The 12,724-nt window shown below is 67.8% G+C and carries 11 protein-coding genes and 1 pseudogene; 6 read left to right on the forward strand and 6 right to left on the reverse strand.

Features of this window, described 5'->3' with window-relative positions; translation table 11 throughout:
- Nucleotides 1-51: 51 nt before the first annotated feature.
- Both DFQ14_RS19475 and DFQ14_RS19485 read right to left on the reverse strand, forming a co-directional pair.
- Complete coding sequence (locus DFQ14_RS19475) at nucleotides 52-1,176, reverse strand: acyltransferase family protein (protein WP_257233770.1); 1,125 nt, start codon at nucleotides 1,174-1,176, stop codon at nucleotides 52-54.
- A gap of 565 nt (nucleotides 1,177-1,741) precedes the next feature.
- Nucleotides 1,742-2,134 (reverse strand): DUF2237 family protein, encoded by a 393-nt coding sequence (locus DFQ14_RS19485; RefSeq protein WP_114454777.1) that lies wholly within the window; start codon nucleotides 2,132-2,134, stop codon nucleotides 1,742-1,744.
- Nucleotides 2,135-2,691: 557 nt separating this feature from the next.
- Here DFQ14_RS19485 and DFQ14_RS19490 point away from each other — a divergent pair.
- A complete protein-coding gene (locus DFQ14_RS19490; protein WP_114454778.1) occupies nucleotides 2,692-4,026 on the forward strand; it encodes a GH25 family lysozyme in 1,335 nt (444 codons plus the stop codon).
- 123 nt (nucleotides 4,027-4,149) lie between these two features.
- Nucleotides 4,150-4,943 (forward strand): annotated as a pseudogene (locus DFQ14_RS19495) (PIG-L family deacetylase).
- Between the two features lie 111 nt (nucleotides 4,944-5,054).
- Here the strand turns inward: DFQ14_RS19495 and DFQ14_RS19500 are convergent.
- Nucleotides 5,055-5,729 (reverse strand): alpha/beta hydrolase, encoded by a 675-nt coding sequence (locus DFQ14_RS19500; RefSeq protein ID WP_114454779.1) that lies wholly within the window; start codon nucleotides 5,727-5,729, stop codon nucleotides 5,055-5,057.
- Nucleotides 5,730-5,919: 190 nt separating this feature from the next.
- Here DFQ14_RS19500 and DFQ14_RS19505 point away from each other — a divergent pair, with 190 nt between their 5' ends.
- Together DFQ14_RS19505 and DFQ14_RS22465 are read left to right on the forward strand one after the other, a co-directional pair.
- On the forward strand, nucleotides 5,920-6,333 hold the full coding sequence (locus DFQ14_RS19505; protein WP_114454780.1) for a cupin domain-containing protein: 414 nt from the start codon (nucleotides 5,920-5,922) through the stop codon (nucleotides 6,331-6,333).
- A 197-nt stretch (nucleotides 6,334-6,530) separates the two neighbouring features.
- Complete coding sequence (locus tag DFQ14_RS22465; RefSeq protein WP_246195464.1) at nucleotides 6,531-7,190, forward strand: hypothetical protein; 660 nt, start codon at nucleotides 6,531-6,533, stop codon at nucleotides 7,188-7,190.
- A 35-nt stretch (nucleotides 7,191-7,225) separates the two neighbouring features.
- On the opposite strand, the gene DFQ14_RS19520 is transcribed toward DFQ14_RS22465, so the two are convergent.
- The 3 genes from DFQ14_RS19520 to DFQ14_RS19530 all read right to left on the reverse strand — a co-directional run bounded on the left by DFQ14_RS19520 (nucleotide 7,226) and on the right by DFQ14_RS19530 (nucleotide 10,245).
- On the reverse strand, nucleotides 7,226-8,179 hold the full coding sequence (locus DFQ14_RS19520; RefSeq protein ID WP_114454781.1) for an ArsA family ATPase: 954 nt from the start codon (nucleotides 8,177-8,179) through the stop codon (nucleotides 7,226-7,228).
- Nucleotides 8,170-8,382 carry a cory-CC-star protein gene (locus tag DFQ14_RS19525; protein ID WP_246195552.1) on the reverse strand — a complete coding sequence of 71 codons (213 nt, stop codon included), beginning with the start codon at nucleotides 8,380-8,382 and terminating at the stop codon, nucleotides 8,170-8,172. Before DFQ14_RS19525 ends, DFQ14_RS19520 begins: the two co-directional genes overlap by 10 nt.
- Nucleotides 8,383-8,526: 144 nt before the next feature.
- Complete coding sequence (locus DFQ14_RS19530; protein WP_114454783.1) at nucleotides 8,527-10,245, reverse strand: carbon starvation CstA family protein; 1,719 nt, start codon at nucleotides 10,243-10,245, stop codon at nucleotides 8,527-8,529.
- 110 nt (nucleotides 10,246-10,355) lie between these two features.
- On the opposite strand from DFQ14_RS19530, the gene DFQ14_RS19535 reads away from it, so the two are divergent.
- Both DFQ14_RS19535 and DFQ14_RS19540 read left to right on the forward strand, forming a co-directional pair.
- A complete protein-coding gene (locus DFQ14_RS19535; RefSeq protein ID WP_246195463.1) occupies nucleotides 10,356-11,171 on the forward strand; it encodes a hypothetical protein in 816 nt (271 codons plus the stop codon).
- Between the two features lie 301 nt (nucleotides 11,172-11,472).
- Nucleotides 11,473-12,714 carry a S8 family peptidase gene (locus DFQ14_RS19540; RefSeq protein ID WP_114454784.1) on the forward strand — a complete coding sequence of 414 codons (1,242 nt, stop codon included), beginning with the start codon at nucleotides 11,473-11,475 and terminating at the stop codon, nucleotides 12,712-12,714.
- Nucleotides 12,715-12,724 lie beyond the last annotated feature (10 nt).

Raw genomic sequence — 12,724 nt, forward strand, 5'->3', positions numbered from 1 at the left:
CCGCTGCCGGGCCGGCGAGCGGTACGGCCTCGTTGCCGGCGGGCTCCGGTGTCAGCCCTTGGGACTCGCGGTGTGCCATCGGGTGTGTACCCGATCGTAGGCATCCATCAGGGCTCGGTGTGCGGGTTGCTCCACGATGCGGGTGAGCAACCATCCGAGCAGCACACCCGTGGTGAGCATGGCGAGGGTCTGCAGTGTCGCTCCGGCTCCCAGATCCTGAAGCCGCCGCGAGACGATGTAGCCGATCGTCTGGTGCATCAGGAAGACGCCGTAGGAGATTCCCGCGTACCACTGGATCGGCCGGTTGGCCCAGTCCGGCACCACCTTGTTCCAGTCCGGTCCGCGAGCGGTCAGCGCCACGACCACCAGGCCGATGCAGACGGCGATCGTCGACCCCCAGTCGGCGGTCAGCCCCTCGGGAGTGACCTCGTGGTTGTGCAACGCCTGCGCGCTCATGCAGGTGGCCAGCAGGCCCAGGAAGTGCGGTGTGGTCAATCGCTTGCTCGACCACATCCAGATCGCCACACCGGCCACGAAGAGATGCCAGCGGTGGAAGCCGAAGCCGTCGATGAGCATGCGATACAGCTCGGACGGGTCGGAGATGCGCAGCGGCCACTGCAGCATCGGCAGGAGTACCGCGGTCCACAGCACCACGGTGATGCGGTGGCTGCGCCCCCACCTCGACTTGTACAGCACCGCTGCGGCGGTGAACCCCATGAGTTGCAACGGAACCGTCCAGTGTGAGCCGTCGAGGAAGTAGTAGTCCTCCGGCTTCCAGTGCCACAGCATCAGCAGGTGGGCCGCGAGGTCGCTGCCGTCGGGCAAGAACCAGTCGTCGACGGCCGCCAGTCGCATCACCAGGAAGATCACCAGCACGGCGCCGATGAACGGTGGCACCAGCCGTGCGATCCGGCTCCACCAGTAGCGCAGCACCGTTCCCCGTCCGATGGTGACGCAGGCGAAATAAGCCGAGATCACCAGCAGGAGGCTCGCACCGACCTCGTACGGGAACACGAACGTGCGCGGTTCCAGCTCGGGGTGCAGGTCCACGCTGAGGAACGTGGCATGGTAGAGCATGATCAGCGTGACGCAGCCCACCCGGACCACATCCCAGCTGATCTTGCGGCGGCTCTTGCGCTGCGTGGTGGTCTGCGGTGATGCGGGTGTTCCGAGCACGGTAGGTGACGCTATCAACGGCCGTATCCCGTGATCGCGTTCCGTGCTACCCCGTGAAGTGGTAAAGAAGTAACTTTCGGTGATCACGCTGCCCCTGCGATACAGCGCTGCGTGTCGTACAGCGCTGCCGCGCTCTGCCCGGAAACGACGGGGCCGCGTCCCGGCCGGCCGGGGCTGCCGTGGTGCACTCGCACCTCGGTTCGGTCCGGAGTGCGAGGCACTCCGGATCAGGACCGGGAGATCGACCGCCGTCCGCAGAGCCGGTTACCGCCGTCCCGTGCTGCGCCGGCGTCCGGTGAGTCCGTGGTATCCGGGAAGACCCGTCGTGGCACTTCGTCCTCGTCGCCGATCGCAGTCCCGCAGTTCGGGCAGACCGTCACGTCCGCCTCGTCCGGAATCCGCCCGCAGTCGGTGCAGACCCTGTCGAGCCAGCACGCTGGATCGCCGGCGTCCTGCCTGCGGTCATCACCCATGTATCCGGTCCTTCCCATGGCGATCCGGCGGTTTCGTGCTCGACGTGGTGGGGCGGGGAAGCGCGGCCATCAGCGGTGGCTGTGCGGGTGCCTCAGGTGAGGGCGCTCGGGTCGGCGGGAACGTCGACGGCGTGCTCCCGGAGAGTGGCGAGCGGCACGACCTCCACAGCGCGCTCGTGGGTGGAGGCCAGCACGACCGGCGGGGCCACACCGGCGTCATAGGCCTCCTGCCACCGGGAGGCGCATACGCACCAGCGATCTCCGGGCTGCAGACCGGCGAACCCGAATTCGGGGCGCGGCGTGGTCAGGTCGTTGCCGACCGACGCCTGGTGCGCGAGGAACTCGGTGGAGACCACCGCGCACACGGTGTGGTTTCCGAGGTCCTCCGGTCCGGTGTTGCAGCATCCGTTCCGGTAGAAACCGGTCAACGGGTCGGTGCCGCAGGTCTCCAGCTCCCCGCCGAGCACGTTGCGATCGGTCGTCATGGTTCCAGGATGGCATCCACCCCCTGTGCAGGCCGAGAGCTGAAAGCGTCCGAACAGCGAAACCGCTCCACTGCTGTGGTGCGGATCACTGTGCTTCGGGCGCTGTGGCGCCCGTGGCGACATCTCTCGGAGCCGCGCGGCTGGTCGCCGATCTGCCCCGCGGGAGACAAGGTCGGTACGGCGCGGCCGTGACACAACGCTGCCGGAGGCGCCTCGGGGCCGACCGCGGTGGTTGTGCGACACCGGCGACCGGACGGAGGGGGAGACCGGGTATGGTGCCGCCCGGCTTCGTCTCGCCACCGCGGCAGGTTGCTTCCGAAGACGAGTGGGCCACGTGGCAGCGCAACCCCGTGTCGCTTACACAACGTGCTCAATAGGGCCGCTTCAAAGCACCGGTTCGGGTGAATCTAGGTAGTTGCGTACGTATTTTCCGCCATGCACGTATACGCGGAGTATCAGGACCCTGGGGTCTTGTGGCTTCCCCCGACTCCTACGAGCCCCCCGAAGAAAATCCCCGAACTCAGGCCGGTACCCCGAACCCGGCCAACACAGAACCTATGGATCAACGCAATTCGACGAACTCCCCGGAAGAACCGAACGACCATCGTCGGCAGTCTGCGACTCACAAGGGCGCACGATTCGCCGACCGTGTGCAGCCCGCCGCGCAGCGCTTCGGCAGGCAGGTGATGGTGCTGCTCCAGCGGTTGTGGTTGTGGCTGGCGCCATTCCTGCAGCGCTTCAGCCGGAGAGTGGCCCTGCTGGCCCGGCGTGGAGAGGAATGGCTCTCGCCGCGGATGCAGCGCTTCGGACGGCAGGTGGCGCTGTGGGTACAGCGCCTTCAACGGCGCGCCGCCCCCTACGTACAGCGGCTCCACCAGTGGGCCGCCCCGTATGAACAGCGCATCCAGCGGTGGGCCGCGCCGTACGTGGAACCCGTCCGCAAGCGGGTGGCGCCGCACGTGGCAGCCGTCCGGGCCAAGCTGCCGGTGATGCGTACGGGCCGTCACCACCGCGTTTCGACCCGGACACGGTCGGTGCAGATCGGTGCCGCCGTGGCCGCGTTCGGCGTTCTCGCTCTCGTGTTCGGCAGCACCGGCGCCCAGCACCGCGCGGTCGATCCGGCGGTGCAGGCCGAGGACATGGCACCCGCTGCGGCTCCCGCACCGCAGCAGGCACTGAAGGACACCTTCGACGGCAAGTCGAAGTCGGGCTCCGCCGACGAATCCGAGGAGAACTCGGACCAGCCCAAGATGAAGATCGGTCCGAACGCCTCCGGTATCGACGTCTCCAACCACAACGGCAGCGTCGACTGGAACAAGGTCGCGGCATCGGGCAAGAAGTTCGCGTTCGTGCTGGCCACCGATGGTCAAAGCTTCACGAACCCGATGTTCGAGGAGCAGTTCCAGGGCGCCAAGGAAGCGGGCCTGCTCACCGGTGCCTACCACTTCGCCCGTCCGACCGGTTCGGCCGTCGCCCAGGCCGACCGGCTGGTGAACACGATGGGCAACACCGAGGACGGCAAGACCCTGCCGCCGGTGTTGGACATGGAGGTCTCCCCGAGCGGTGGCAGTTGCTACGGCAAGAGCTCGGGTGAGATGCACACATGGATGCAGACGTTCCTGGACCGGGTGAAGGAGCGCACCGGCGAGAAGGGCATCGTCTATGCCAACCCGTCCTTCTGGAGCAACTGCATGGACGGTTCCGACGCCTTCTCCGAATACCCGCTGTGGGTGGCGGCCTACCAGGTGGACCAGCCTTCCATCCCGGGCGGCTGGGACAAGTACACCTTCTGGCAGTTCACGCACAAGGGCAGCGTTCCGGGCGTCGATGGCTACACCGACATCAACAAGTTCCAGGGAAGCGGTGAGGAACTGCTGGAACTCGCCGACTGATCTCGGTCACGGGACAGCACCCACGGGGCCGCCTGCCACCGGCAGGCGGCCCCGTTTCTCGTGCGCCGAGCGCGGGATGCCCCGTCCCGCAGCGGGCGAGGTGTCCCGGCGTATCTTTCCGGCATGGCCACCATGGTGTCGTTCCACGCTCATCCCGACGACGAGTCCATCGCCTGCGGTGGAGTCATGCGCAAGGCCTTCGAGGAGGGGCACCGCGTGGTGCTCGTGGTGGCCACCCGCGGTGAGCAGGGGGAAGTCGTCGACGGAGTCCTGGCCGACGGTGAGCCGCTGTGGCAGCGCCGAGTGGCCGAGACGCACGCCGCTGCCGAGGTCCTCGGGGTGCACGCACGGAGTTCCTCGGCTATGTCGACTCCGGGATGATGGGAGAGGTCACCAACGAGCTGGCCGGGTCGTTCTGGACGGCGCCGGTCGAACAGGCCGCCGGGAAGCTGGCCACGATCCTGCGTGAAGAGCAAGCCGACGTGCTGACCTGCTATGACGACAACGGTGGGTACGGGCATCCGGACCACATCCAGGTACATCGGGTGGGGATGCGTGCGGCGGAGCTGGCGGGGACTCCGCGGGTGTATCAGAACACCATGAATCGTGACCACTTCCGCCGCGGCCTCGGCGCGTTCGCCGAGCAGGCCACCGCCGCAGGCGTCGAACTGCCCGACATCGGCGAGGACGAGAATTTCGGCAAACCCGAGTCGGTGATCACGACTGCCGTCGATGTTGCGGCATACAGCGAGTACAAGCGCAGTGCGATGCGCGCGCACGCGAGTCAGATCAGCGAGGAGTCGTTCTTCCTGGCGCTTCCGGAGGATGCCTTCCGGTACGCGTTCGGCACCGAGTGGTTCATCCGCGACGGCCAGGGCCCCGGCGTCACCGAGACCGACCTGCTCGCGGGGCTCTGAGTCGCTGCGCCGGTTGCGTGGTACTCCGGAAGCTCCGAAGTGACGACGGATCGAAGGCGCTCGGTTGCCCGCTCCGGTTCGGTCAGGCTGTCGCGGGTTCGATCGCGCTGCTCAGGCTCGGTTGCGTGCCTGGTCGTCGAGCGACTCCGTGATCAGCTCCACGACCAGGTCGGGGCGGCTGAGAAACGGAGAGTGCCCCGTCGGCCATACCCGGGTCGCGGCACAGCGCTCGGCCATTTCCCGCTGCCGGTCCGGGCTGACGGCCTGATCCTCCGCGCAAACCACATAGGTGGAGGGGGTCTCCCGCCAGGCATGCCGCCGGGGGACACCCTTGGTGACCTCGGGGCGTTGCGGGCGCAGCCGTGCCACGGCCCACGCGGCCGAGTCCGCGGAGCAATCGGCGTACAGCGCGTCCGCGGCTTTCGCGGGATCGAGTTGTGTCGCGCCGTCCTCGCGGCGCGTGACCGCCGAGTTGAGCGCGGGGGTCGTGGCCCGAAGACCGGCCACGCTCTCGCCCTCGGCGAGCACGAAAGCCGCCAGGTACACGAGACCACCGGTGCCGGCCAGCCCGGTGATCACCGAGCCCCCGTAGGAGTGGCCGAGTACGAGCGGCGGTTCGCTCATCCCGTCCACGGCGGCCTGCACCACCTCGGTATCGGCGTGCAACGACCCGCGGTGCAGTTCCGGAACGGCGACCGTGATGCCGCGATCACGCAACTCCCGTGCGACGGGGTCGAAATGCTGCGGGCCGTGCCACAACCCGTGTACCAGTACCACGCCGGTCACCGTGCCTCCTCCGCTCCGCGAGGACCTCGGTAGCCTCCTCGGGAACGGCCCACATCATGCCTGATCTTCGTCGAAGCCGGATATGGTGGTCGCTTTCGTGGCGCCGAGCCGGTGTCGAGGGCGCCTTCCCGCGGGATTGCGAAGGTGCCGATCAGCGCTGAGGAAAGTGGTCGACAGGAAGGTGTGTGTGATGATCGAGCGTTCGCAGACGACCGCTTTCGACTACGACCTGCACGGCGGGACCGACCTCACTCGGATCCAGTGGCACTTCTTCGACCGTTCGCGGCTGCCGGTCGCGGTCCAGACGTGGGAACTGCCACCCGGGGGTGCGGAAGGGATGCACGCGCACCCGCACGAGGATCCGCTCGAAGAGCTGTACCTGGTCGTCGACGGATCCGCGGTGATGCGGGTCGACGGGCAGACGTTCGAAATGGGGCCGGGAGACGCCGTACTGGCTCCGGTGGGTTCGGAGCACGACGTGCGGAATCCGGGAGAGACCACGCTGAAGCTCGTGGTGGTCTGGGGACGACCCGCGCCCGCGGACTGGTCCCACTACGGGACGGCGAAAGCCGCCCGTCGGGCGGTCGACCGGCGCGAGGGATGAGCCGCCGCTCGCAGGGCGCGCTCCTCGGGCCGGACGGTGCCGGCGAGAGGGAGCGACGACGATGTGAACGAGCACGTTCGGTATGACGCCGAACGAGCTTTTCGCCCGTTTTTCGGATTGTGCTGTGGCTTCCCTCATGCGAGAGCGGGCAGCGGGCGAGGTAGTCACCACGTGCCGTGATCGTCACAATGCCGGGCATGAGCCATTACCCGCACCAGGGCCCTCCTCCCGGACCTCCGCCCGGCCGCGCCCCCGACCCGCACCAGCCTCCCGGGCAATCCCCTCCGCACTCCGGTCCACCCCAGCAGCCCCCGCCACAAGGGCCACCCCAGCCTCCTGGGCCTCCCGGCCCATACCAGCAGCCTCCCGGTCCGCCCCAGCAGCCTCCCGGCGTTTACCAGCAGACCCGGCAAGTTCCCCCGACGGAGCCGTATCCCCAGCAGCCTCCGGGCCCGTACCAGCAACCTCCGGACCCGTACCAGCAGCCTCCCGGCCCGTATCAGCAGCAGCCTCCGGACCCCTACGAGCCGCGCCCACGCGAGCAGCCGGCGCGCTCGTACCGGGAGCAGCGGGAGCGCCGGGAGGACAGGGCCAACACCCTCGCCGGTGTCATTCACGTGGTCGCCGGTCTCATCGCCACGATCTTCGTGCTGCACATCGTCTTCACGCTGTTCGGGGCGAACGAGAGCAGCGGCATCGTGTCCTTCGTGTACCAGGTGGCCAAGGTGTTGGTGCTGGGCTTCGGCGATGTCTTCACCCCGGACGACGCCACGCTCGGACTGGTGCTCAACTACGGTCTGGCGGCGATCGTCTACCTCGTCATCGGACGGCTCATCGCCCGAGCACTCCGGCGCTGAGGCGGGCGCTGGTCGCAGTGCTCGGTGCCGCGGCGCTACCAGCCCGCGTTCGCCAGGATCTCGGCGATGCCGGTCAACCCGGTCCGGGTGGTGGGCTCGCCGCGCAGGAGGGGGATCTCGACGGTGCCGCGGTCACCGAAGCGCTCGTGGATGTCCGCGCGCACCTGCGCCTCCTGCCGTGCACGGTCGGCCAGCAACCCCTCGGCATCCGGCGGTGACACGCGATTGACGGCGACCGGGCCGAGCGTGATCCCGGCGTCCGTCAGGGCCTGTGCGGCACGTTCGGTCTCGGCCAGCGGGAGACGTTCGGGCACGAGCACCAGATGCACCACCGACTCGTCCAGCAGCCGATGCCGGGTGCGTTCGAGCCGGGTGCGGCGGTCGTGCAACCGGCGCAGCAGCGGGTCCGGTCCGGTGTTGCGCCGGCCGAGCAGTCCCGACAGCATGCGCTCGGTGCCTCGGGCCTGCTCGCGCTGCCGCACGAGTCCCTCGATCCACGGCGTCAGCAACGCAGGCAGGCTGAGCAGCCGCAGCATGTGCCCGGTCGGCGCACTGTCGACCACGATGCGGTCCCAGCGGGCGGGCAGGTCGTCGAGAAGATCGGTCAGCCGGTCCACCAGGGCCGATTCGACCGTGCCGGGGCTGGCGGCGGCACGGTCCAAGTGCCGTTCGACGGCGGGCACGACCTCGCGCGGTACCGCCTCTTGCGCTTCCTCGCCGATCTGCTCGACCCGGCGGCGGGCCACTTTCTCGCCGTCGATCTCGCAGGCCCAGAACCCCCCGTCCAGTTCGACGGGTTCGTCGTCGAGCGAGGCGCCCAGGACGTCACCGAGGGAATGCGCGGGGTCGGTGGAGACCACGAGGGTGCGATGCCCACGCCCTGCGAGCAGCAGTGCGTAGGAGGCTGCCAGCGTGGTCTTGCCGACTCCGCCCTTGCCGCCGAAGAAGGACACGGTGCGCTGCGCGGCAGTGGGGTCGGTCAACAGCACATTCCCGGGTCTCCGAAGGTGCTCTGGCCCATGCGCCGATGCCAGTCGTGCAGATCACCGACGAGGTAGGGGATCAACTCCATCGTCTCGTAGGCGACGGGGTTCTCCACGCCGAGAGCGTCCAGCATGACCAGCGCCCGAAAGGTGTCGTCCTGGCGCCGCGCCTCCCGTTCCAGTGCCTGGCGCCACGGCGCGACGAACATCTCGTCGTGGAAGGCCTCGATGCGCCGCCAGGCGGCGGCGATCGCGGCCCCCGGACTTCGTGTGTTCACGGCTGTCCCTTCCGCCGGAGAGCGGGTCGATGTGCGGACGATTCTCGCTCGCCGGCCGCGACGGTCCCGGCCGCATCAGGACTCGCTCAGAGGAGCTTCCCGTTCCGGTTCGCTCGTCCGGCTGCTCCACGCCTGCCACAGCGCCAGAGCCGCCTCGACGATGAGCCAGATCGCCAGGACGAAGATGATGACATCCAGCGGGGCCAGCACCCACTGCTGTGCCTCGATGAACTCGATCATGTTGATCACGAGTGCCCATGTGGTCATGAACAGCAGGAACACCAGTGGTACGAGCACCGCGATGGGGTTGCGCCGCCTCTTGGTCACCCACACGGCGATCACGGCGAGTGCGAGTCCGGCCGTGAGCTGGTTGGTCGTACCGAACAGTTGCCAGAGTACGCCGAAGGCATAGCCCTTCTCGCCGCCGCCGGGCAGCAGCGCCAAGGCGAGTGGGATGAGCACCGCGACCGCCGTGGCCGCTGCGATGTTGCGCGTGAGCGGGCGGATGCGCACCGTTTCGGCGATTTCCTGCACGACATAGCGCTGCAGCCGGACACCGGTGTCCATGGTGGTGGCGGCGAAGCTGATGACCACGACCGCCGCGAAGACGGTGCCGTAGGCGATCGGCAGACCGAGGTTGTTCGCGAAGCCGGCCACGCCCTCGACGAAGTTCTGCGTCGCCCCGCCGGAGGCGACCGAGAAGCTGGAATACAGCTGGTTCCACTCGGCGGTGGAAGCGACAGCACCCGCGGTGACCGCCAGCACCGCCGCGAGAGCCAGTGATCCTTCACCGAGCGCGCCCATGTACCCGACGTAGCGCGCGTCGGTCTCCTTGGCGAGCTGCTTGGACGAGGTTCCCGAGGCCACGAGGCTGTGGAACCCGGACACGGCGCCGCAGGCGATGGTGATGAACAGCAGCGGGAACCAGTGTGGCGCATCGGCGGGCACGTCGTTGACGACCGGCGCGACGATCCTGTCGAACCCGACGACGATGCCGAGCAGGATCACTCCGAGAGCGATGAACAGCTGATGGGAGTTGATGTAGTCCCGGGGCTGCAGCAGCACCCACACCGGCAGTTGCGAGGCGATGAAGGTGTAGGCGAACAGGATGACGATCCACACGGCACGTTCGCTGACACCGAGCGCGCCGGCCAGCGGTGCCACGGAGATGGGAAGCACCATGCCGAGCAGGATCGCCAGGTACAGCAGGAGCACGCCGACGATCGCCGGGAACAGCGCCGAGCTGCGGGTGCGGTAGATGTACTGCCCGATCCCGATCGCGAGCGGAATCTGCAGGAAGATCGGAATGACCGCCGCCGGGTTGGCAACCAGCAAGTTGCCGATGACCACCGCGAAGACGGCGTTCACGAGGGTCAGCAGGAAAAAGATGATCAGCAGGAACAGTGTGCGCGCCCGGCGGGAGACGATGTCGTGGGCCAGCGTGCCGATGCTCTGCGCCTTGTGGCGCACCGAGACCACGAGCGAGCCGAAATCGTGCACCCCCGCGGCGAAGACCGTGCCCAGCGTGATCCACAGCAGCGCGGGTCCCCAGCCCCAGAACACCGCGACAGCGGGCCCCACGATCGGAGCGGCCCCGGCGACCGACGTGAAGTGGTGCCCGAACAGCACGTGCTTGTTCGTGGGCACGAAATCCACCCCGTCCCGCATCGCGTGCGACGGTGTGACGAATTCCGGATCCAACCCGTAGACCCGTCGGGCAAGGTAGGACGAGTAGTAGCGATACCCCAGGTAGAAGATTCCGAGAACGACCAGAACCGGCACGATCGCGGGCATGCTGTCACTCCTACGAAGCAGCTAGTGGGGGCTGATCTCGTGAGGTTTACACCATCGAGTGACTATAAAGCCAGCGTCCCCGGGAACGCACCAGCAGAGAGGTGGAGCGCTTGCACGAGACCGCCCCGCTCCGGATGTTTCGAATGTGGAGCCGCGCCCTGGTCGCCGAAGTCTGCTGGCTCGGCCGCAGCGACCGGCCGGAAAGCATGCCGGTCACTCCGCTGCTCGTCGAGGACGTGCCGTGCCTGGCGCTGCCGTACGCGCAGCGGGACCGGGCCGAGGCTCTGCGATCGGCCCCGGAGGTCGCCTTCGCGATCACGGACGCGCGCTCGCTGCCCGACGATGCCCGTGGTGTGGTCGCCTTCGGTGCCGTCACCGTCACCGACGACCTCGACGGCTCGGTGTTCACCGACCGGCTCCTCGAACAGGAACTGGTGAAGTACCCGCCGTCACGAGCCCTGGCCGACAGCTTGCTGCTGCGCCGGGAGAACTGGTGGTGGCTGCCGCGCCTCGTCGTCCGGCTCGACCGGGTGAGCCGCGTCGTCGACGTGCCCGCTCGTACGGATTCCGTCGGGCAGGCGCTGCTCGTCCGTGACGATCTCGGCCTGCGCGTGGACACCGTCACCCTCCTCGACGGGGACGAGCAGCGCCTCGAACTGGCCTCTCGCAGCGGTGCGGACCTGCGGGGCGATACCGGCCCCGCACTCGTTTCCGGCCACGACTACACCGTCGACGATTTCGAACGCTGGGAGTCGTGGGACCGGCGCGGACGGCTCCGGGGAAACGAGCTCGCCATCCAGGAGAGCCACGGTGTGCGCCCGGTCCCGTTGGGACCGCTGGGCCTGCTGGAACGGATCCGCCGCCGGCGCCGCATGGAGAAGGCCTGCCGTAGGGAGATCGCGGCAGCCGAACGCGCCTTCGGATGATCCCGCGCCGAAGGCGGTGCGGGCGAGGACACCTCTCGGTATTCGGTGAGGAACCCACTCGCTTGCCCGTTTTTCGGCTGCCGCCTCCGGTGAGCACAAAAGAGGGCGATTGTCGATAGGCCGAATGGAGTCATTCGGTTCGTCGGAATGGTCCTGCGTTTCCCCGGATTTCCGCCGGCGATCAAAGAGAACTCTGCAGGCTCTTTCTCCGGGATCGTGCGATGTGTTACTTCCTGCGGGGCAAGACGCGAATGGTGTGTGCGCGTCTGCGTTGCCCTTCGGGGCCTGCACGGGAGGTTCGATGAGAAAAAAGTCCGGAATCGCATTGGCGGCGGCGTGTGCTCTCGCCTATGCCACTGCGCTTCCCGCGTACGCCGAATCGGACAATGCGTCCGATAGCGGGCTCTTCGGCGAGTACATTGTCGTGTTCGAGGACAATGTGAACGCCCAGGGGCTGATCCAGGAGCACGTCCAGAAGCTCGGCATCGATGTCGGTAATGTCTACCGCTCCGCACTGCAGGGCTACTCCGCGGTGATGCCCAAAGCCGTCAAGGACCTCGTTGCCGCCGCCCCGGGGGTGGCCTACGTCCAACCGGATCGGAAGGTGCAGACCACGGCCCAGACGACTCCGACGGGCATCAACCGGGCCGGGGCCGACGAGAGCCCCACAGCTGCGATCGACGGCGTCGACCAGCGGACCAATGTGGACGTGGCGGTCATCGACACCGGCGTCGACCTGGATCACCCGGATCTCAACGTTTACGAGGAGGGTGCCAAGAGCTGCTCGTTGCTCGGCCTCAGTGCCAATGACGGCAACGGCCACGGTACCCATGTCGCGGGCACCATCGGGGCGCTGGACAACGACACCGGGGTCGTCGGTATGGCACCCGGCGCGCGTATCTGGCCGGTGAAGGTGCTCAACGCCCTGGGCAGCGGTACCACGTCGGACGTGATCTGCGGTATCGACTACGTGGCCGCCCATGCCGATCAGATCGAGGTCGCCAACATGAGTCTGGGCGGCTCCGGTTCCGACGACGGCAACTGCGGCAACACCGATGGTGATGCGCAGCATCAGGCGATCTGCAATGCGGTTTCCAAGGGCGTGACGTTCGTCGTCGCGGCCGGGAACTCCTCCGCGGACGCCAGCACTTTCGCCCCGGCGGCCTACGACGAGGTGATCACCGTGAGTGCGCTCGCGGACTTCAACGGCCGCTCCGGCGGGGGTGCGGCGTCGACCTGCCGTGAGGACGTCGACGACACGTTCGCCGACTTCTCCAACTACGGCGCCGATGTCGACCTCATCGCGCCCGGTACCTGCATCCGCTCGACGTGGATGAACGGCGGGTACGACACGATCTCCGGTACGTCCATGGCCAGCCCGCACGTGGCCGGTGGTGCCGCTCTCTACAAGGCGAATCACCCGAATGCCACGCCGGAACAGGTCAAGAGTGCGCTGCAGAACGCGGGCACGCTCGACTGGACCTGGCCGTCCGAGGATCAGGACGACACCAAGGAGAAGCTGCTGGACGTCAGCGGCTTCTGATCCCGCCGTG

Source organism: Halopolyspora algeriensis (assembly GCF_003337235.1).
Lineage (GTDB): Bacteria > Actinomycetota > Actinomycetes > Mycobacteriales > Pseudonocardiaceae > Haloactinomyces > Haloactinomyces algeriensis.